Here is a 21,623-nt window from a genome sequence, read left to right as displayed (position 1 = left end):
ATCCGCGCCAGGTCGTACATCTATATAGACAACAACAGAACATATTACAGAGGTTATCAATGGCTATTGAACGTACTTTTTCCATCATTAAACCAAACGCGGTGGCAAAAAACGTTATTGGGAGCATCTTTGCGCGCTTTGAAGCTGCAGGGTTCAAGATTGTCGGGACTAAAATGCTGCACCTGACCGTTGAGCAGGCGCGTGGCTTCTATGCTGAGCACGACGGCAAGCCGTTCTTTGACGGTTTGGTTGAATTCATGACCTCCGGTCCGATCGTTGTTTCAGTTCTGGAAAGCGAAAATGCCGTACAGCGTCATCGCGATCTGCTGGGCGCTACCAACCCGGCGAACGCGCTGGCCGGTACCCTGCGTGCCGACTACGCTGACAGCTTCACCGAGAACGGGACTCACGGTTCTGATTCCGTTGAATCTGCCGCTCGCGAAATCGCCTATTTCTTTGGTGAGGGCGAGGTTTGCCCGCGTACGCGCTAATCTCCTGCGTCTATAACGCCGTTGAGATGAATTAGCGATTTACATATTATTTTCGCTAATGCTTCGTGCAAACGTGGCATCCCTGCGCCAGACTTTGTACAATACAACGCCCCGGAAGAGCAGACCGCTTGCCGGGGCGTTTCTTTTTAACCCTCCACGGGCCACAACGTGTAACAACGAGGCCGGAAAAAATTATGTCTGAATTAGTTAACACCTCTGAAGTCGTCATTCCTGCGGTTCCAAATAAAAATGGAAAAATTAACCTGCTGGATCTGAACCGTCAGCAAATGCGCGAATTCTTCAAAGAGATGGGCGAAAAGCCGTTTCGTGCCGATCAGGTCATGAAGTGGATGTACCACTACTGCAGCGACAACTTTGATGACATGACTGACATCAATAAGGTGCTGCGCAACAAGCTGAAAGAAGTCGCTGAAATTCGCGCCCCGGAAGTGGTGGAAGAGCAGCGTTCCTCTGACGGCACGATCAAATGGGCTATCGCGGTTGGCGATCAGCGCGTTGAAACTGTTTATATTCCTGAAGATGATCGCGCGACCCTGTGTGTTTCTTCACAGGTTGGTTGTGCATTAGAGTGTAAATTCTGCTCTACGGCGCAACAGGGATTTAACCGTAACCTGCGAGTGTCGGAAATCATTGGCCAGGTTTGGCGTGCGGCGAAAATCGTCGGCGCGGTCAAAGCAACGGGCGTACGTCCTATCACCAACGTGGTGATGATGGGGATGGGCGAGCCGCTGCTCAACCTGACTAACGTGGTGCCGGCGATGGAAATCATGCTGGATGACTTCGGTTTCGGGCTGTCCAAGCGTCGCGTTACGCTTTCCACCTCAGGGGTTGTACCTGCGTTGGATAAGCTGGGCGATATGATTGACGTCGCGCTGGCGATCTCTCTGCATGCGCCAAACGATGAAATTCGTGACGAAATTGTGCCTATCAACAAAAAGTACAATATCGAAACGTTCCTCGGGGCAGTACGTCGTTACCTGGAGAAATCCAACGCCAACCAGGGTCGTGTGACCATTGAGTATGTCATGTTGGATCACATCAATGACGGTACCGAACACGCGCATCAACTGGCTGAACTGCTGAAAGATACACCGTGTAAGATCAACCTGATCCCATGGAACCCGTTCCCTGGCGCACCGTATGGTCGTAGCTCTAACAGCCGTATCGATCGTTTCTCCAAAGTGTTGATGAGCTATGGTTTCACCACCATCGTGCGTAAAACACGTGGCGATGACATCGATGCAGCCTGCGGTCAATTGGCCGGCGATGTTATCGACCGTACCAAGCGTACTCTGCGCAAGCGTATGCAGGGTGATGCTATCGACATCAAAACCGTTTGATGTCGAGTGCACTACGGTATAATTCATGTACCGTAGTGCAATGTAAGCCAGATGAGGTTCTTTGGTTGTTGTCGTCAGGTCAATAATAACGGTGCGTTTTTGTCGACTTTAAGGCAGTATGTAACGGCGCAACAAGAGTTTAGCCCTCAGGTTTACGCTTTTTTGTCATTGGTAGTCTGACCGTTTTATACTGTCTGACGAAGGTTAACTGACCAGATGTTTCGCGGTGTGGGTGAGCATTGTGACTCGCCGGCGCCAGAACCCAAATTTACGCAGCTGTAGCGAATGAATACTGAAGCCACGCACGACAAAAATGAAGCACTCTCCACCGGCGTTCGTCTGCGCAATGCCCGTGAACAACTCGGATTCAGCCAGCAGGCAGTCGCGGAGCGACTGTGCCTGAAGGTCTCCACGGTACGTGATATTGAAGAAGATAAGGCACCAGCCGATCTTGCTTCAACATTCCTGCGTGGGTACATCCGTTCTTATGCGCGTCTGGTGCATATTCCTGAAGAAGAACTGTTGCCAGGGCTGGAAAAACAGGCGCCAATTCGTCCTGCTAAAGTCGCGCCGATGCAGAGCTTCTCGCTCGGTAAGCGTCGTAAAAAGCGCGATGGCTGGTTAATGACCTTCACCTGGCTGGTGCTGTTTGTCGTTGTCGGACTGACAGGGGCCTGGTGGTGGCAGAACCATAAAGCGCAGCAGGAAGAGATCAGCACCATGGCCGATCAATCTTCCGCTGAACTGAATGCCGGTAAAGACACTGCGCAGAATGTACCGTTAGATACCAGCGCCGCAGCAGGTCAGGAGACAACTCCGGCTGCGGGCGATGGCGTGGTGGCGGACGCAGCGCCAGCGACTGATGCCCCGACAGCCCCGGCACCAGCCACGGATGCGCAACAGAATGCCGTAGTGGCGCCTTCTCAGGCCAACGTCGATACCGCAACCGCCGCGCCAACAGCGCCAGCGAATGCGGCACCGCTGCCGACTGACCAGGCGGGTGTCACTACCCCGGCAACCGATCCTAACGCGCTGGTAATGAATTTTACCGCTGATTGCTGGCTGGAAGTGACCGATGCGACCGGTAAAAAACTGTTCAGCGGTATGCAGCGTAAAGACGGCAATCTCAATCTGACCGGTCAGGCGCCGTACAAACTGAAAATTGGCGCTCCGGCGGCAGTGCAGATTCAGTTCCAGGGGAAACCTGTCGATCTGAGTCGTTTTATCAGAACTAACCAGGTTGCACGTCTGACCGTTAATGCCGAACAATCACCGGCTCAGTAACAGACGGCAATGCGGGAGATTTTTTAATGCATAACCAGGCTCCAATTCAACGTAGAAAATCGACACGCATTTACGTTGGGAATGTGCCGATCGGCGATGGCGCGCCCATCGCCGTACAGTCTATGACCAATACGCGTACCACTGACGTGGAAGCGACGGTTAATCAGATTAAAGCGCTGGAACGCGTAGGCGCAGACATTGTTCGCGTCTCTGTACCGACAATGGATGCCGCAGAAGCGTTCAAGCTGATCAAACAGCAGGTTAATGTGCCGCTGGTTGCCGATATTCACTTCGATTACCGCATTGCGCTGAAAGTCGCGGAATACGGTGTCGATTGCCTGCGTATTAACCCAGGCAATATCGGTAATGAAGAGCGTATCCGCATGGTGGTTGACTGCGCGCGCGATAAAAATATCCCTATCCGCATCGGCGTAAACGCCGGCTCGCTGGAAAAAGATCTGCAAGAAAAATACGGTGAACCGACGCCGCAGGCGCTGCTGGAATCCGCTATGCGTCATGTGGATCATCTGGATCGTCTGAACTTCGAACAATTCAAAGTCAGCGTTAAAGCCTCTGACGTTTTCCTCGCCGTAGAATCCTATCGCCTGCTGGCGAAACAGATCGATCAACCGCTGCACCTGGGGATCACCGAAGCCGGTGGCGCACGTAGCGGGGCGGTGAAATCCGCGATCGGTTTAGGATTGCTGCTATCCGAAGGGATCGGCGATACGCTGCGTGTTTCTCTGGCCGCCGATCCGGTGGAAGAGATCAAAGTGGGCTTCGATATTCTGAAATCGCTGCGCATTCGCGCGCGCGGGATCAACTTTATCGCTTGTCCAACCTGCTCACGTCAGGAATTCGACGTTATCGGTACGGTTAACGCGCTGGAGCAACGTCTGGAAGATATCATTACGCCAATGGATGTTTCGATCATCGGCTGCGTGGTAAACGGTCCTGGCGAAGCGCTGGTTTCTACGCTGGGCGTGACGGGCGGTAACAAGAAAAGCGGCCTGTACGAAGACGGTGTGCGTAAGGACAGACTCGACAACGACGATATGATCACGCAGCTTGAAGCCCGTATTCGCGCCAAAGCGAGTATCCTGGACGAAGCGCGTCGTATCGACGTGCAGCAGCTTGAAAAATAACAACGTGATGGGAAGCGGCGTGCTTCCCGTGTATGATTGAACCCGCATGGCGCCCGCATTGTTCGGGTTAGCGCTGAGGGTTCATTTTTATATTCATAAAGAGAATAAACGTGGCAAAAAACATTCAAGCCATTCGCGGCATGAACGATTATCTGCCTGGCGAAACCGCCATCTGGCAGCGCATTGAAGGCACTCTCAAAAACGTGCTCGGTAGCTACGGTTACAGTGAAATCCGCTTGCCGATTGTAGAGCAGACCCCGTTATTCAAACGCGCGATCGGTGAAGTCACCGACGTGGTTGAAAAAGAGATGTATACCTTTGAGGACAGAAATGGCGACAGCCTGACTCTGCGTCCTGAAGGGACAGCGGGCTGCGTACGCGCCGGCATCGAACATGGTCTCCTGTACAATCAGGAACAGCGTCTGTGGTATATCGGGCCGATGTTCCGCCACGAACGTCCGCAGAAAGGACGCTATCGTCAGTTCCATCAGTTGGGTGTCGAAGTGTTTGGCCTGCAGGGTCCGGACATCGATGCTGAACTGATTATGTTGACCGCTCGCTGGTGGCGCGCGCTGGGTATATCTCAGCATGTCAGCCTGGAGCTGAACTCAATTGGTTCGCTTGAAGCCCGCGCTAACTACCGTGATGCGCTGGTCGCCTACCTGGAACAGCATAAAGAGAAGCTGGACGAAGACTGCAAGCGTCGCATGTACACTAACCCGCTGCGTGTGCTTGACTCCAAAAACCCAGAAGTGCAGGCGCTGCTCAACGATGCACCTGCGCTGGGTGATTATCTTGATGACGACTCTCGCGAGCATTTCGCGGGTCTGTGCAAACTGCTGGAATCCGCAGGGATTGCCTACACCGTCAATCAGCGTCTGGTTCGTGGCCTTGATTACTACAACCGCACCGTATTTGAGTGGGTTACCAGCAGTCTGGGCTCGCAGGGTACCGTGTGTGCCGGTGGTCGTTACGACGGTCTGGTAGAGCAACTTGGCGGTCGCGCAACGCCTGCTGTGGGCTTCGCCATGGGCCTGGAACGACTTGTTTTATTAGTTCAGGCAGTTAATCCGGAATTTATTGCCTCCCCTGTTGTCGATATATACCTGGTTGCTTCAGGCGCAGACACACAGTCGGCGGCAATGCGGCTTGCAGAACGTCTGCGTGATGAAGTTCCTGGCGTGAAACTGATGACCAACCACGGCGGCGGCAACTTTAAGAAACAGTTTGCCCGTGCCGATAAGTGGGGCGCCCGCGTTGCACTGGTACTGGGTGAGTCCGAAGTGGCTGACGGTACCGTTGTAGTGAAGGATTTGCGCTCTGGTGAGCAAACGGCAGTAGCGCAGGATGGCGTTGCCGCGCATTTGCGCACTCTACTGGGCTAAGGAGAAGGACAGCGTGGAAATTTACGAGAACGAACACGACCAGGTTGATGCGGTAAAACGCTTCTTTGCCGAAAACGGCAAAGCGCTGGCGGTTGGGATAATTTTAGGGGTTGGCGCGCTGGTTGGCTGGCGTTACTGGACCAGCCATCAGACGGAGTCCGCACGCTCTGCTTCTCTGGCATACCAAAATACGGTGACCGCGGTTAGTGCGGGTAAAGCGGATAGCATTCCTGCGGCTGAGAAATTTGCCGCAGAGAATAAAAATACCTACGGCGCATTAGCTTCACTGGAACTTGCGCAGCAGTTTGTTGATCAAAATGAACTTGAGAAAGCCGCCAGCCAGCTGCAACAAGGCCTGGCTGCAACCAGCGATGATAATCTCAAAGCGGTGATTAACCTGCGTCTGGCTCGTGTTCAGGTTCAGCTTAAACAGGCTGATACCGCGCTGAAAACACTCGACACCATTAAAGGTGAAGGGTGGACGGCCATTGTTGCCGATCTGCGCGGTGAAGCGTTGCTGAGCAAGGGCGACAAACAAGGTGCGCGTAGCGCATGGGAAGCGGGTGTGAAAAGCGATGCCTCTCCTGCTCTGAGCGAAATGATGCAGATGAAAATCAATAATTTGTCCATCTGAGAGGGACCCGATGCAATTGCGTAAATTACTTCTGCCAGGGCTGCTTTCCGTTACCCTATTGAGCGGCTGTTCACTGTTTAGTGGCGAAGAAGATGTCGTTAAGATGTCCCCATTACCGGTGGTTGAAAACCAGTTTACTCCGTCTACGGACTGGAGCACTTCCGTGGGCAATGGTATTGGTGATTTCTATTCCAATCTTCATCCTGCGCTGGCGGATAACGTTGTCTATGCAGCCGATCGCGCAGGTGTCGTGAAAGCGTTGAACGCAGACGACGGCAAAGAAGTGTGGTCTGTTAATCTGGGTGAGAAAGACGGTTGGTTCTCCCGTGCATCTGCACAGCTTTCTGGCGGCGTAACCGTGTCCGGTGGTCATGTTTACATTGGCAGTGAAAAAGCGCAGGTTTATGCGTTGAATACCAGCGATGGTACCACCGCATGGCAGACGAAAGTTGCCGGTGAAGCGCTGTCTCGTCCGGTTGTGAGCGATGGCGTGGTATTAATCCACACCAGTAACGGTCAATTGCAGGCGTTGAACGAAGCTGACGGCGCCATCAAGTGGACCGTTAACCTCGATATGCCATCCCTGTCTCTGCGTGGCGAATCTGCCCCTGCGACGGCCTTTGGCGCAGCTATTGTTGGCGGTGATAACGGTCGCGTAAGCGCCGTGCTGATGCAGCAGGGTCAGATGATTTGGCAGCAACGTATTTCTCAGGCGACAGGCCCAACGGAAATCGATCGTCTGAGTGACGTTGATACCACGCCGGTTATCGTCAATGGCGTTGTTTACGCGCTGGCTTATAATGGTAACCTGACCGCGCTGGATCTGCGCAGTGGCCAGATTATGTGGAAACGTGAACTGGGCTCGGTGAATGATTTCATCGTCGACGGAAACCGTATCTACCTGGTCGATCAAAACGACCGCATCCTGGCGCTGACTACCGACGGCGGCGTGACGCTGTGGACGCAAAGCGATCTGCTGCACCGTCTGCTGACGTCTCCAGTATTGTATAACGGCAATTTAGTTGTGGGCGATAGCGAAGGCTACCTGCACTGGATTAACGTTGAAGATGGTCGCTTTGTTGCCCAGCAGAAAGTCGACAGCTCCGGTTTCCTGACTGAGCCAGTCTCTGCTGATGGTAAACTGCTGATCCAGGCGAAAGACGGTACGCTGTACTCCATTACGCGTTAATCGTCCTGGCCGCTCGCTTTGAAAAACGGCTCCTGGTGCAGGGGCCGTTTTACTGTTTTTAACAACGGCGCAAAAATGTGCGCGTTGTCTGATGATTTTTTAAATGAGGCTTTAAACATGGTACCTGTGGTCGCGCTTGTCGGGCGCCCTAACGTTGGCAAATCCACGTTATTTAACCGTCTAACTCGCACCCGAGATGCGCTGGTTGCGGATTTCCCGGGTCTGACTCGTGACCGTAAGTACGGTCGTGCGGAAATTGAAGGCCGCGAGTTTATCTGCATTGATACCGGCGGTATTGATGGCACCGAAGACGGTGTTGAAACCCGCATGGCTGAACAGTCTCTGTTGGCTATCGAAGAAGCGGACGTTGTGCTGTTTATGGTGGATGCGCGTGCTGGCCTGATGCCAGCGGATGAAGCCATTGCTAAACATCTGCGTTCACGCCAGAAACCGACGTTCCTGGTGGCCAACAAAACTGACGGACTGGATCCCGATCAGGCGGTTGTTGATTTCTACTCGCTGGGTCTGGGTGAAATTTATCCGATTGCTGCCTCCCATGGTCGTGGCGTTCTCAGCCTGCTGGAGCATGTTCTGCTGCCGTGGATGGATGACGTTGCACCGCAGGAAGAAGTCGATGAAGATGCGGAATATTGGGCGCAGCTGGAAGCCAAAGAAAACGGTGAAGAAGAGCCTGAAGACGACTTCAACCCGCAGGATCTGCCGATCAAACTGGCGATTGTCGGTCGTCCGAACGTAGGTAAGTCCACACTGACTAACCGTATTCTGGGCGAAGACCGCGTGGTGGTTTACGACATGCCTGGGACCACGCGTGACAGCATTTATATTCCAATGCAACGCGACGAACGTGAATATGTGCTGATCGACACCGCGGGCGTGCGTAAGCGCGGGAAAATTACCGAAGCGGTAGAAAAATTCTCAGTTATCAAAACGCTGCAGGCGATTGAAGATGCCAACGTGGTCATGCTGGTGATTGATGCGCGGGAAGGTATTTCCGATCAGGACCTGTCGCTGTTGGGCTTTATCCTCAATAGTGGGCGCTCACTTGTTATTGTCGTCAACAAATGGGACGGCCTGACGCAGGAAGTGAAAGAGCAGGTCAAGGAAACGCTGGACTTCCGTCTGGGCTTTATTGATTTTGCGCGCGTACACTTTATCTCTGCACTGCACGGTAGCGGTGTCGGTAATCTGTTTGAATCGGTCCGCGAAGCGTACGACAGCTCCACCCGTCGCGTTAGTACCGCGATGTTGACGCGTATCATGACCATGGCGGTAGAAGATCATCAGCCGCCGCTGGTACGTGGTCGTCGCGTGAAGCTGAAATATGCCCATGCCGGCGGTTATAACCCGCCGATTGTGGTGATTCATGGTAATCAGGTGAAAGATCTGCCGGATTCATATAAGCGCTATCTGATGAACTACTTCCGCAAAACTCTGGACGTGATGGGGACACCGATCCGCATTCAGTTCAAAGAAGGGGAAAACCCGTTTGCGAATAAGCGCAATACGCTGACGCCGACCCAGATGCGTAAACGTAAGCGTTTGATTAAGCACATTAAAAAAAGCAAATAATCGTTGCTGATGTTGATAAAAACCCGCGCTTGTCGCGGGTTTTTTTTCGGTATTCCATCGCCAGCTTCAGCCCGTGCGATGTCAATCACTATTCGTTTTTTACCAAGTTTAAATCTAAGAAAGTAGACATTTGTCGAGTTTTCATCTTAAAGTCCGGGGGCTGGTACTAGACAAAACTAGCCTTAAGTTATCAAATGGTTAAATAACTTTTCTCCGCATGTAAAAAATCGGTCAGATACGTAACTGGCTGGCGTACATCGCGGTGTTTACACGCACGACGACATAACTTTCGGGAGAATTATGCAATCCTCTGTTAATCAAAAAGAAAGCCGAACTTTCTTCGGTCATCCTTATCCGCTCGGCTCGCTGTTCTTCACAGAGATGTGGGAGCGTTTCTCGTTTTATGGCATTCGCCCATTACTGATCCTGTTTATGGCGGCTACCGTCTATGACGGCGGCATGGGGCTGGCCCGTGAAAACGCCTCGGCGATTGTGGGTATCTTTGCCGGTACGATGTATCTCGCTGCGCTGCCGGGTGGTTGGCTGGCGGATAACTGGCTCGGCCAACAGAAAGCGGTATGGTACGGCTCCATCCTGATTGCGCTTGGTCATCTGTCGATTGCGCTTTCGGCCATTATGGGTAACAACCTGTTCTTTATCGGCCTGATGTTTATCGTGCTCGGTTCCGGTCTGTTTAAGACCTGTATTTCGGTCATGGTTGGCACATTGTATAAAAAAGGCGATGCGCGTCGTGACGGCGGTTTCTCGCTGTTTTACATGGGCATCAATATGGGATCATTCATCGCCCCCTTGATCTCCGGTTGGTTGATTAAAACCCATGGCTGGCATTGGGGCTTTGGTATCGGTGGTATCGGCATGCTGGTGGCGTTAATCATCTTCCGTGTGTTTGCCGTTCCGTCGATGAAACGCTACGACAGCGAAGTGGGACTGGACTCGACCTGGAACAGCCCGGTAGTGAAGCGTAACGGTGTGGGCGCATGGCTACTCGCGCTGGCTGTCGGTGTGGCGGTTATCGTTACGCTGATTGCGCAGGGCGTGATTGTGATTAATCCGGTCGCGGTTGCCAGCATACTGGTGTACGTGATTGCCGCCTCTGTTGCGCTCTACTTTATCTATCTGTTCATCTTTGCCGGCCTGAATCGTAAAGAGCGTGCCAGACTGCTGGTTTGCTTTATCCTGCTGGTTTCCGCCGCATTCTTCTGGTCGGCGTTTGAGCAAAAGCCAACCTCGTTCAACCTGTTCGCCAACGACTACACTAACCGTATGATCGGTGATTTTGAAATTCCGGCAGTCTGGTTCCAGTCGATAAACGCCCTGTTTATCATCCTGCTGGCGCCGGTATTCAGCTGGGCGTGGCCGAAGCTGGCGAGCATGAACATTCGCCCGAGCAGTATCACCAAGTTCGTTATCGGCATTTTGTGTGCGGCGGCAGGCTTTGGCTTGATGATGCTGGCGGCGCAAAACGTTCTCAGCAACGGTGGGGCGGGCGTTTCTCCATTCTGGCTGGTGGGCAGTATCCTGATGCTGACGCTCGGCGAGTTGTGTCTGAGCCCGATCGGTCTGGCGACCATGACGCTGCTGGCACCGGAAAGAATGCGTGGGCAGATGATGGGTCTGTGGTTCTGCGCCAGTGCGCTGGGTAACCTGGCCGCAGGTCTGATTGGTGGTCATGTGAAGGCTGACCAACTGGATATGCTGCCGGATCTCTTCGCTCGCTGCTCGATTGCGCTGCTGATCTGCGCCGCGGTCCTGATCGTCCTCATTGTGCCGATTCGTCGCATGCTGGAGAATACGCAAACTAAACCGGCAACCAGCGCCTGATAACACCTCGATTGTGCCGGGGCAGAGGCTATGCCCCGGTCATTCAATTGATGAGGTATGACGTTTTGTTGGGCCTGGGCGACATTCAGCGTAGCGTGTTAAACTCAACACAAGAATGGAGCCCTGTACTGGAGTTGTTATGTCTATCATTTGCCCGGATTGCCACGCTGAACTGGAACCACAAAACGGTGCGGCGCACTGTGAGAGTTGTCAAAAAGATCTTCAACTGGAAGCACGTTGCCCAGAGTGCCATCAACCACTCGAAGTACTAAAGGCCTGTGGCGCGATAGATTATTTCTGTCAGCATGGCCATGGGCTTATTTCGAAAAAACGCGTGGAGTATGTGCCGGTTTAAACCGGCTTTTTCTTCCGCGTTTTTTTCGCCGCCGTTACGCCCCTAACTTCGCTTTCCACCCAGCCATCTGCTAGTCGGGTGGTGATGACATCGCCTGCGCTGACCTGTTTGATCTGTTTCAGTACGCCGCCGCCAGTGGTGGTAGAAACGCTATAGCCGCGCGCCAGGGTCGCCAGCGGACTGACCGCTTCGAGATGAGTAACCGCATTACCAAAACGTTCGCGCTGTTCGCTGAGGCGCGCGCGAATGGTTTCGGCCAGGCGATATTCCAGTTGCTGGATACGGGTTTGTGCGCGATAAATGCGTGGCTGCGGGTTTTGCTGATTGAGACGTTGCAGCATGCGTTGCTGACGCTGATTTGCCTGTTTAATCTTATTTTCAAGCGCAAATCCCATCCGCTGGCGCAACCGCTCCAGCGACGTTTGCTGACGGGCCAGACGCAGCTGCGGATGCTGCTGCTGCAGGCGATGGAACATCTGAGTAAAACGACGGCTACGGTTGGCGAGGTAGTAGTCCATCGCCATGCCCAAACGCTGCTGGGCGGACTGAATCTGGCGCAACAACTCCTGCTGGTTGCGGCTGACAATTTCTGCCGCTGCCGAAGGCGTCGGCGCACGCAGGTCGCCGACAAAATCAGCGATAGTGACGTCGGTTTCGTGGCCGACGGCGCTAACCACCGGAATGCGGCTGGCAAAGATTGCCCGCGCCACGCGTTCGTCGTTAAAACTCCATAAATCTTCCAGCGAGCCGCCGCCGCGCCCGACAATTAACACGTCGCACTCTCCGCGGGCGTTGGCCAGTTCAATCGCGCGCACGATCTGCCCAGGCGCGTCGTCGCCCTGTACCGCGGTAGGGTAGATAACTACCGGCAGCGACGGATCGCGGCGTTTTAGAACGTGGAGAATATCGTGCAGTGCCGCACCGGTTTTCGAGGTAATCACCCCGACACAGTGGGCCGGGGAGGGCAGAGGCTGCTTATATTGCTGATCGAACAATCCTTCCGCCTGCAGTTTGGCTTTCAACTGCTCATATTTTTGCTGCAATAGCCCTTCGCCCGCAGGCTGCATACTCTCGACGATAATCTGGTAGTCGCCGCGTGGCTCATACAGCGTGATGTTGGCGTGCACCAGCACCTGTTGCCCGTGCTGCGGGCGGAATGTTACCCGACGGTTGCTGTTGCGAAACATCGCGCAGCGTACCTGGGCGGTGTCATCTTTGAGCGTGAAATACCAGTGACCGGAGGACGGCTGAGTGAAATTCGAGATTTCACCGCTGATCCACACTTGTCCCATCTCCTGCTCAAGCAGCAAACGAACCGTCTGGTTCAGGCGGCTTACGGTAAAAATTGAGGTGGTCTGAGAGGATAACATGTGAGCGGGATCAAATTCTAAATCAGCAGGTTATTCAGTCGAAAGTAACATGCTCACAGAGGAGCGCAAGGTTTTTTTGCAAAAAAGTGTGGATGCAATCGGTTACGCTCTGTATAATGCCGCGGCAATATTTAATAACCTCCCAGGTGAGATATTGCCCATGCTACGTATCGCAAAAGAAGCCCTGACGTTTGACGACGTCCTCCTCGTTCCCGCTCATTCTACCGTTCTGCCGAATACTGCTGACCTCAGCACCCAGTTGACGAAAACCATTCGCCTGAACATTCCTATGCTCTCCGCAGCAATGGATACCGTGACGGAAGCGCGCCTGGCAATTGCCCTGGCACAGGAAGGCGGCATCGGTTTTATCCACAAGAACATGTCTATCGAGCGCCAGGCTGAAGAAGTTCGCCGCGTGAAAAAACACGAATCTGGCGTGGTAACTGACCCACAGACCGTACTGCCAACCACTACCCTGCGTGAAGTGAAAGAACTGACTGAACGTAACGGTTTTGCGGGCTACCCGGTAGTGACTGAAGACAACGAACTGGTTGGCATCGTCACTGGCCGTGACGTGCGCTTTGTGACTGACCTGAACCAGCCGGTTAGCGTATACATGACGCCAAAAGAGCGTCTGGTGACCGTGCGTGAAGGTGAAGCACGTGATGTCGTGCTGGCCAAAATGCACGAAAAGCGTGTAGAGAAAGCGCTGGTTGTTGATGACAGCTTCCATCTGCTCGGCATGATCACCGTTAAAGATTTCCAGAAAGCGGAACGTAAACCGAACTCATGTAAAGACGAGCATGGTCGTCTGCGCGTCGGTGCAGCTGTAGGCGCTGGTGCTGGTAACGAAGAACGTGTTGACGCGCTGGTTGCTGCGGGCGTTGACGTGCTGTTGATCGACTCCTCTCACGGTCACTCTGAAGGCGTGCTGCAACGTATCCGTGAAACCCGTGCTAAATATCCTGACCTGCAAATCATCGGCGGTAACGTCGCCACTGGCGCTGGCGCTCGCGCACTGGCGGAAGCCGGTTGCAGCGCGGTGAAAGTCGGTATCGGCCCTGGCTCCATCTGTACGACTCGTATCGTTACTGGCGTGGGCGTTCCGCAGATCACTGCCGTTTCTGACGCGGTTGAAGCGCTGGAAGGTACCGGTATTCCGGTTATCGCTGACGGCGGTATCCGTTTCTCCGGCGACATCGCCAAAGCGATTGCCGCTGGCGCCGCTGCCGTCATGGTTGGCTCGATGCTGGCCGGTACCGAAGAATCCCCGGGCGAAATCGAACTGTACCAGGGCCGCTCTTACAAATCTTACCGCGGTATGGGCTCTCTGGGTGCGATGTCCAAAGGTTCTTCCGACCGTTACTTCCAGAGCGACAACGCCGCTGACAAACTGGTGCCGGAAGGTATCGAAGGTCGCGTAGCGTATAAAGGCCGCCTGAAAGAGATCATTCACCAGCAGATGGGCGGCCTGCGCTCCTGTATGGGTCTGACCGGTTGTGGTACCATCGACCTGCTGCGTACGAAGGCTGAATTCGTGCGTATCAGCGGTGCGGGTATCCAGGAAAGCCACGTTCACGACGTGACCATTACCAAAGAGTCCCCGAACTACCGCTTGGGCTCCTGATAAGTTTCCGCGCCCGGTTTTAAACCGGGCGTTTTGTTATTGTTTCACTTGCCTCGGAATTATCGTCAAATGACAGACAATATTCATAAACATCGCATTCTCATCCTCGATTTCGGATCGCAGTACACCCAACTGGTTGCACGTCGCGTACGTGAACTGGGCGTCTACTGTGAACTGTGGGCATGGGATGTTACTGAAGCACAAATCCGTGAGTTCAACCCGAGCGGCATCATCCTCTCCGGTGGCCCGGAAAGCACCACCGAAGCAAACAGCCCGCGCGCGCCTGAGTACGTCTTCAACGCCGGTGTGCCGGTCTTCGGCGTCTGCTACGGTATGCAGACCATGGCAATGCAGCTGGGTGGCCACGTTGAAGGTTCTAACGAGCGTGAATTCGGCTACGCCCAGGTTGAAGTGCAGACCGACAGCGCACTGATTCGCGGTATCGAAGATTCTCTGACCGCCGACGGCAAACCGCTGCTGGACGTATGGATGAGCCACGGCGACAAAGTGACCGCGATCCCGGAAGGCTTCGTTACCGTTGCCAGCACCGAGACCTGCCCGTTCGCCATTATGGCGCACGAAGAAAAACGCTTCTACGGCGTGCAGTTCCACCCGGAAGTGACCCACACCCGTCAGGGCATGCGCATGCTGGAGCGCTTCGTACGCGATATTTGCCAGTGTGAAGCCCTGTGGACTCCGGCGAAAATCATCGACGATGCCGTTGTCCGTATTCGCGAGCAGGTTGGCGACGACAAAGTGATCCTCGGCCTTTCCGGCGGCGTGGATTCTTCCGTCACCGCGATGCTGCTGCACCGCGCAATCGGTAAAAACCTGACCTGCGTGTTCGTGGACAACGGTCTGCTGCGTTTGAACGAAGCCCAGCAGGTGATGGACATGTTCGGCGACCACTTTGGTCTGAACATTGTTCACGTGGAAGGCGAGCAGCGCTTCCTGGAAGCGCTGAAAGGCGAGAACGATCCGGAAGCCAAACGTAAGATCATCGGCCGTGTGTTCGTTGAAGTGTTCGACGAAGAAGCGCTGAAGCTGGAAGATGTGAAGTGGCTGGCGCAGGGGACTATCTATCCTGACGTAATCGAATCTGCCGCTTCCGCGACCGGTAAAGCACATGTCATCAAATCTCACCACAACGTGGGCGGCCTGCCGAAAGAGATGAAGATGGGGCTGGTTGAGCCGCTGCGTGAGCTGTTCAAAGACGAAGTGCGCAAAATCGGTCTGGAATTGGGCCTGCCGTACGACATGCTCTACCGTCACCCGTTCCCGGGCCCGGGTCTCGGTGTTCGTGTGCTGGGTGAAGTGAAGAAAGAGTACTGCGACCTGCTGCGTCGTGCGGACGCTATCTTCATTGAAGAGCTGCACAAAGCTGACCTGTACAACAAAGTGAGCCAGGCGTTTACCGTGTTCCTGCCGGTACGTTCCGTTGGCGTGATGGGCGATGGCCGTAAATATGACTGGGTTGTCTCTCTGCGCGCGGTCGAAACCATCGACTTTATGACCGCACACTGGGCGCATCTGCCGTATGACTTCTTAGGCCGCGTCTCTAACCGTATCATCAACGAAGTGAACGGCATTTCCCGCGTGGTGTATGACATCAGCGGTAAGCCACCGGCTACCATTGAGTGGGAATAATATCCCTCTCTGTAAGCGGTTTCTGAATTCGTAATATCAAAAAACCCTCTGTTTATAGAGGGTTTTTTATTGCTCTCATTTCAGAAGGAAATTCTGATGGATGATGTTCTAATCAACCAGTTGAAGCTGAGGTTGAGAGTGGGATGCCACGTTCTCCACGCGAATATCCATCTGCGGATACGGCAGGTCAATATGATTAGCATCCAGGGCCTCTTTAATGTTTTCCAGCAAATCGTAATAGGTGTTCCAGTACTCAATATTAGGCACCCACACGCGGACGTAAAAATTGAGCGCAGAGGCACCTAACTCACCCAGACGAACGGTTACCCCTCGTTGCTTATCGATGCGACTGTCCTGCTCGATGATATGGTTAATCACGCGCTTAACATCTGCGATCCGACTCTGATAACCCACGCCAATCACAAGATCGATACGACGAAAAGGGTGGCGGGAATAGTTAATAATATTATCTGCGATGATCTTGCCGTTTGGGATCACCACTTCTTTGCTGTCAGCGGTGAGTAGGGTGGTAGAGAAAATGTGCACCTTTTCAACTGTCCCGGTGACTGCGCCAATCTGCACGATTTCTCCGGCGCGGAAAGGTCGCAGGGAAACCAACAGTACACCAGCGGCGAAGTTGGAGAGCGATCCTTGTAGCGCGAGACCAATAGCCAGTCCGGCGGCGCCAATGACGGCAATAATGGAGGATGTTTCAATACCGACTCTCCCCAACGCAGCGACCACGAAAAAGGAGATCGTGATGTAACGTACCAGGGCGGTGAAGAACTGAATGATGGTCCGGTCAACTTTACGTTTTAACAGCAACTTTTCCAGTCCACGGGAGAGTAGTCGAGAGATAAGTTTACCGATAAAAAGTAAAATCACGGCAGCAACGATATTCCAGCCGAATTGCATAACGGCATCGCTGTGCCCGGCGATCCACTCAATTCCGTTTCTTATTTTCGGGAATAATGAAAAACCATTCATAGTATTGCTCTGTAGTATTTAAAAATGTTAACAGTTCAAATAAGATCTTAATTTCATACGAAATATTAATGTTATCGCCAGTGATATTTCCTGGTGATATTAATTAAAGACTATTTGAACTGACTTTATCTTTTTTATGTCCAGTAAACGGGAGCGTAAGAAATTAGCGCGAATGGTGCGGTGAAGCCGGATTAAAAGATTGTGTATTTGTGCGAAAAGCAGGGGATGATTATCTGTATTTTCAATGTGTGTCGAGGGCAAGATGATGAGTAGTGCCGTCACTCAAATCCCTTACCGGATGGTTAATTGTCAGGCGATTAGCCATCCGGTAAGGAATCTTAATGCTGGGGGATTACAGGCAAGCGCGATCAACGTACGTCGGTTTGCGTTGGCGATGTCTGTTGCGGCTGGGTTAACTGCTGAGATTCTTTTTTGTCCTGGTGGTGATGCCACGCACCAATGGCGGAGTAGACGAAGCGTCCGAAGAAGAAGAGAAAGCTGATAAGCAGTACGATCCGGATCATGCGACTGTTAAATCGGTGTCGTTTGCGTAGGCTGGTAACCTGGCTCACAAAAGGTTCCTTGTTGTGTACCCGACGAGGGGCGATACTTACATTAAGGCATACTGTGAGGGAATGGTCAATTCTTCGTTATGTAAAATTGCTTCAGTTGTTTTATCCTCTTATGTTATAAAAATTAATATTATTATTTACATGAATAATGAATTAACGATAAAAAACAATGAAAAGAGTAATAATTGATTAATGAGGGGTGTTTTTTTTGATATGTATCAAACGCCACCCTTTGCTAATAACTAAAATTGATGAGACCTTATGATGTATTTTACTTTATCGTTTTAAAGTCAGGTGGGATGCCTGTCTGAATACCCCCTACAGGATGTGTGGGATTCTACTGAGCATCTATGAAACTCAATAAAAAATATATTGGTATTAGAGATAGATGGTGGGCGTTACCTCTCATCTTACCTTCTTTACTGTTGCCTATATTGAGCACCGCCAACACCTATGCCCATATTAGTACAGGGACCGTAGTACTTTTCTATCTGCCATTGGCGCTGATGATTAGTCTGATGCTTTTTTTTGGCTGGGCGGCATTGCCAGGAATTATCATTTCCATTATCTGGTATAAATATCCGCAGGTTGGCCTATTTGAAACACTCTCAATAATTTCGCACTTTATAGTTACGCTAGTGCTTAGCTGGGGCGGGTATAAGGTATTTACTCCCCGACGCAATAATGTTTCGCACGGTGATTCTCACTTGATGTTTCAGCGAATGTTCTGGCAGGTGTTCTGCCCGGCAACGCTGTTTCTGATTCTTTTTCAGTTTGCCGCCTTTGTGGGCGTCTATGAGAGCAAATCAGGCATGTTGGGCGTAATGCCCTTCAATACTGGTACGTTGATCAATTATCAGGCCATGCTGGCGGGGAATCTTGTTGGGGTTCCACTGTGCTATCTTATTATTCGAACGATACGTAATCCTTTGCACCTTAGAGGCTATTTTTCTCAGTTAAAGCAGCAGTTTGATAGCAAAGTCACCAAGACAGAGCTTGCAGTCTGGTCGATTATATTAATGGCACTGATGTCTATGTTATGCATGCCGTTAAATGAACAAAGCTCAATATTTAGCACGAATTACACCTTATCGCTGTTACTGCCCGTTATGCTTTGGGGCGCAATGCGTTACGGGTACAGGTTTATTTCGTTGGTATGGTCAGTCGTACTTATTACTGCAATTCATTACTATCAGCGCTATATGCCCTGGTATTCGGGTTATGACACCCAACTTGCCATTACCTCATCGAGCTATCTGGTTTTCTCCTTTATAGTGAATTTCATTGCTGTACTGGCAACGCGACAGCGGTTCGTTACCCGACGGAACCATCGTCTGGCATACTTTGATCCGATGGTACATATTCCTAACTTGCGCGCGTTGAATCGGGATTTGAAAAAAGCGCCCTGGTCAGTGCTTTGTTTTTTGCGGGTTCCCGGCATGGAACTGCTGGTGAAAAATTACGGCATTATGCTGCGTATCCAGTACAAGCAAAAACTCGCTCAGTGGATAACACCTCTGTTAGAACTGGATGAGCATGTCTATCAATTATCGGGCAATGATCTCGTTTTACGTTTTAACACAGAGGCTCATCAGGAACGTATTGAAGCACTGGACAGGCATATTAAGCAATTCCGCTTTATCTGGGATGGCATGCCTTTACAGCCGCAGGTAGGCATCAGCTTTTGCTATGTTCGTGCTCCGGTTAACCACATTTATTTGTTGCTCGGTGAGTTAAGCACCATTGCTGAGATCTCCCTGGCGACCAATTCTCCAGAAAATATGCAGCGGCGCGGCGTGATGCACTTACAACGTGACCTGAAAGATAAGGTTGCGATGATGAACCGTCTGCAGCAGGCGCTGGAGCACAATCGTTTTTTCCTGATGGCGCAGCCGATCGCTGGTGTACGTGGTGATGTCTATCACGAAATTCTGCTGCGACTTCATGGGGATGACGGTGAAATTATCGCCCCGGATAATTTCTTGCCAGTAGCGCACGAGTTTGGCTTGTCATCCAGCATCGACATGTGGGTGATCGAAAATACGCTGAAATTTATGGCGCAGAATCGGGAACAAATGCCTGCCCGTCGGTTTGCTATTAACTTATCACCTACATCGGTATGCCGCGCCCGGCTTCCGCATGACATCAATCAGTTACTGATGAAATACAAAGTTGAAGCCTGGCAACTCATCTTTGAGGTGACGGAAAGCAATGCCTTAACCAATGCGGACCAGGCGCAGGCAACGTTGCTACAGCTGCAGGCTTTGGGTTGTCAGATTGCGATTGATGATTTTGGGACCGGATATGCCAGCTATGCGCGACTGAAAAATGTGAATGCCGATATCCTGAAAATTGACGGCAGTTTTATTCGTAATATCGTTTCGAACAGCCTCGATTACCAAATCGTGGCCTCCATTTGTCATCTGGCGCGGATGAAAAGAATGCTGGTGGTTGCGGAGTACGTCGAAAGCGAAGAAATACGCAGTGCAGTGGTTTCGCTGGGGATTGATTACTTGCAGGGGTATTTGGTTGGCAAACCGCAGCCGCTTCATGAAACTCTGGAGGAGCAGGTGCCAGACGAGCCGGCACCTGTTGAAAGCTTATGCGGCGAGATCGGGTGAGCTTTCTTCTTCAATTTTGAGACGCCAACCGGTTACTGCGTCCCAGTATTGCTGCTCTTTTTCCAGATCGAGCAGGACCAGCGCATTTTGGCTGAACCAGTCATGCGGGAAGCGTAAGGTCCAGTGGTTGTCTTCGGTTAACAGGGTCAGAGTCGGCGGCGTAGTTGTCGCCTGACGCTGATTATTCAGCAATACCCCCAGACGCAACAGCTGGATTAACGGCAGAAACTGTTTTTTCTTAAACAGCGTAAAGCGGGGTAAATCATCAAGTTTCACCGCTTTACGATGGTAACGAACTAGTGTTGCCATCATCAGCTGTTGTTCCTGATTAAATCCAGGTAAATCGCTATTTTGTAGAATGTAAGCAGAATGGCGATGCAGACCGCTGTGGTTGATGTTCAGCCCAACCTCATGCAGCATCGCAGCCCAGCGCAGTAATGCTTCCAACTGCGGATTGGCCAGTTTTGGTTGCTGGTTATGCCACTGGTCATACATCTGCATGGTGGTTTCCAGCACACGGCGGGCTTGCTCACTGTCGATGTTGTACTGATTCGCCAGGCTGCTGGCGGTGCGGCTGCGTACATCCTGATGGCGAAAACGGCCTTCCATCTCATACAGCACGCCTTCACGTAGCGCGCCATCGGACAGTCGAAGTTCGCGAATAGCCAGCGCATCAAAAACGCCACACAAAATAGCTAGCCCAGGTACAAACACCGCTTTTCGTTCTTCTGACAGTCCCGGCAAACTGAGCGCATCGAATGACGTGTGCTTCAGCACTTCAGCGGTCAGTTTTTCCAGACGTTCGGGGGTGATAAAACCATCTTTTTCACCCATCTCCAGCAGCACCTCGTGTGCCGCTTTAATGGTCCCCGACGCGCCCAGCGCAACGTTCCAGCCCTGAATGCGAAACTGCCAGGTTAGCGTTTCAAGTTTCTGCGCTGCCGCCATGCGGGCGCGCTGGAAGTTTTCCCGACTAATGGCACCACCCGGGAAATACATCTGAGCAAAACTAACGCAGCCCATACGGCGGCTTTCAACCAGTTTGGGTTCGAAATCTTCGCCGATCACCAGTTCCGTTGAGCCGCCGCCGATATCGATAACCAGCTTGCGGCCTTTTTCCGGCTGGGTGTGTTCAACGCCCATAAAAATCAGTCGGGCTTCTTCGTTACCGGAAATAATCTCAATCGGGTAGGGGATGACTTTTTCTGCGCGCTTGAGAAAATCGGTCGCATTCAGCGCCTGACGTAGAGTATGGGTTCCCACGATACATACGCTCGATGGGGGAAAGCCTTGCAGTCGTTCGGCGAAAAGTGACAAACAGCTTAATCCGCGCTCCATTGCTTCTTCGCTCAGCTTGTTGTCTGCGCCGAGCCCATCCGCCAGATGTACGCGTTGTTTCAGTCGTCCGATAATTTGCATTGCACCATCAACCACGCGGGCAATGACCATATGAAAACTGTTTGAACCCAGGTCGACCGCAGCAAATTCCTGCGGTCGCGGTGACTTGTCGTGTATTGGCATAT

At 52.2% G+C, this 21,623-nt stretch carries 17 protein-coding genes; 13 read left to right on the top strand and 4 right to left on the bottom strand.

Features of this window, described 5'->3' with window-relative positions; translation table 11 throughout:
• The first annotated feature begins 59 nt into the window (after positions 1–59).
• The 10 genes from ndk (at position 60) to FHD02_RS12920 (ending at position 11,276) form a co-directional block, all read left to right on the top strand.
• Entirely contained in the window at positions 60–491 is a 432-nt protein-coding gene (ndk, locus tag FHD02_RS12965; RefSeq protein WP_003037710.1) for a nucleoside-diphosphate kinase, read from the top strand.
• A gap of 194 nt (positions 492–685) precedes the next feature.
• Positions 686–1,852 (top strand): bifunctional tRNA (adenosine(37)-C2)-methyltransferase TrmG/ribosomal RNA large subunit methyltransferase RlmN, encoded by a 1,167-nt coding sequence (locus tag FHD02_RS12960; RefSeq protein WP_003037713.1) that lies wholly within the window; start codon positions 686–688, stop codon positions 1,850–1,852.
• 285 nt (positions 1,853–2,137) lie between these two features.
• Positions 2,138–3,136: a cytoskeleton protein RodZ gene (gene rodZ / locus FHD02_RS12955; RefSeq protein WP_137360577.1), complete on the top strand. Its 999-nt coding sequence runs from the start codon at positions 2,138–2,140 to the stop codon at positions 3,134–3,136.
• Between the two features lie 26 nt (positions 3,137–3,162).
• Positions 3,163–4,281, top strand: coding sequence for a flavodoxin-dependent (E)-4-hydroxy-3-methylbut-2-enyl-diphosphate synthase (gene ispG, locus FHD02_RS12950; RefSeq protein ID WP_137360578.1), 1,119 nt, complete (start codon positions 3,163–3,165; stop codon positions 4,279–4,281).
• A gap of 110 nt (positions 4,282–4,391) precedes the next feature.
• Positions 4,392–5,666, top strand: a complete 1,275-nt coding sequence (hisS, locus tag FHD02_RS12945) for a histidine--tRNA ligase (RefSeq protein WP_042306750.1) — start codon at positions 4,392–4,394, stop codon at positions 5,664–5,666.
• 13 nt (positions 5,667–5,679) lie between these two features.
• Positions 5,680–6,300, top strand: a complete 621-nt coding sequence (locus FHD02_RS12940) for a YfgM family protein (RefSeq protein WP_042306752.1) — start codon at positions 5,680–5,682, stop codon at positions 6,298–6,300.
• Between the two features lie 10 nt (positions 6,301–6,310).
• Positions 6,311–7,489: an outer membrane protein assembly factor BamB gene (bamB, locus tag FHD02_RS12935; protein ID WP_042306755.1), complete on the top strand. Its 1,179-nt coding sequence runs from the start codon at positions 6,311–6,313 to the stop codon at positions 7,487–7,489.
• 117 nt (positions 7,490–7,606) lie between these two features.
• Positions 7,607–9,079: a ribosome biogenesis GTPase Der gene (der, locus tag FHD02_RS12930; protein WP_038642605.1), complete on the top strand. Its 1,473-nt coding sequence runs from the start codon at positions 7,607–7,609 to the stop codon at positions 9,077–9,079.
• A 300-nt stretch (positions 9,080–9,379) separates the two neighbouring features.
• Positions 9,380–10,921 carry a peptide MFS transporter gene (locus tag FHD02_RS12925; protein ID WP_042306756.1) on the top strand — a complete coding sequence of 514 codons (1,542 nt, stop codon included), beginning with the start codon at positions 9,380–9,382 and terminating at the stop codon, positions 10,919–10,921.
• Between the two features lie 139 nt (positions 10,922–11,060).
• Positions 11,061–11,276 (top strand): zinc ribbon domain-containing protein, encoded by a 216-nt coding sequence (locus tag FHD02_RS12920; RefSeq protein ID WP_072014717.1) that lies wholly within the window; start codon positions 11,061–11,063, stop codon positions 11,274–11,276.
• On the opposite strand, the gene xseA is transcribed toward FHD02_RS12920, so the two are convergent.
• On the bottom strand, positions 11,273–12,646 hold the full coding sequence (gene xseA, locus FHD02_RS12915) for an exodeoxyribonuclease VII large subunit (protein WP_137371387.1): 1,374 nt from the start codon (positions 12,644–12,646) through the stop codon (positions 11,273–11,275). The two genes, FHD02_RS12920 and xseA, sit on opposite strands and share 4 nt — an antisense overlap.
• Before the next feature lie 160 nt (positions 12,647–12,806).
• On the opposite strand from xseA, the gene guaB reads away from it, so the two are divergent.
• Both guaB and guaA read left to right on the top strand, forming a co-directional pair.
• The gene (gene guaB, locus FHD02_RS12910; protein WP_061382184.1) at positions 12,807–14,273 is read left to right on the top strand and encodes an IMP dehydrogenase; all 1,467 of its coding nucleotides are present in this window, start codon (positions 12,807–12,809) and stop codon (positions 14,271–14,273) included.
• Between the two features lie 69 nt (positions 14,274–14,342).
• Positions 14,343–15,920 (top strand): glutamine-hydrolyzing GMP synthase, encoded by a 1,578-nt coding sequence (gene guaA / locus FHD02_RS12905; RefSeq protein WP_042306761.1) that lies wholly within the window; start codon positions 14,343–14,345, stop codon positions 15,918–15,920.
• 108 nt (positions 15,921–16,028) lie between these two features.
• Here guaA and mscS read toward each other — a convergent pair whose 3' ends face one another.
• Both mscS and FHD02_RS12895 read right to left on the bottom strand, forming a co-directional pair.
• Positions 16,029–16,907, bottom strand: coding sequence for a small-conductance mechanosensitive channel MscS (mscS, locus tag FHD02_RS12900; protein WP_220393936.1), 879 nt, complete (start codon positions 16,905–16,907; stop codon positions 16,029–16,031).
• Positions 16,908–17,275: 368 nt separating this feature from the next.
• The gene (locus FHD02_RS12895; RefSeq protein WP_032939486.1) at positions 17,276–17,479 is read right to left on the bottom strand and encodes a YfgG family protein; all 204 of its coding nucleotides are present in this window, start codon (positions 17,477–17,479) and stop codon (positions 17,276–17,278) included.
• Between the two features lie 350 nt (positions 17,480–17,829).
• On the opposite strand from FHD02_RS12895, the gene FHD02_RS12890 reads away from it, so the two are divergent.
• Complete coding sequence (locus tag FHD02_RS12890) at positions 17,830–20,100, top strand: sensor domain-containing phosphodiesterase (protein WP_220393935.1); 2,271 nt, start codon at positions 17,830–17,832, stop codon at positions 20,098–20,100.
• On the opposite strand, the gene ppx is transcribed toward FHD02_RS12890, so the two are convergent.
• Positions 20,080–21,621, bottom strand: a complete 1,542-nt coding sequence (gene ppx / locus FHD02_RS12885) for an exopolyphosphatase (protein WP_137360582.1) — start codon at positions 21,619–21,621, stop codon at positions 20,080–20,082. The genes FHD02_RS12890 and ppx overlap by 21 nt on opposite strands.
• Positions 21,622–21,623: the final 2 nt, after the last annotated feature.

The organism is Citrobacter sp. EC_71, assembly GCF_019584005.1.
GTDB classification, from domain to species: domain Bacteria; phylum Pseudomonadota; class Gammaproteobacteria; order Enterobacterales; family Enterobacteriaceae; genus Citrobacter; species Citrobacter werkmanii.
The sequence above is the reverse complement of the archived record's forward strand: the minus strand, read 5'-3'. Positions and strand labels throughout refer to the sequence as shown.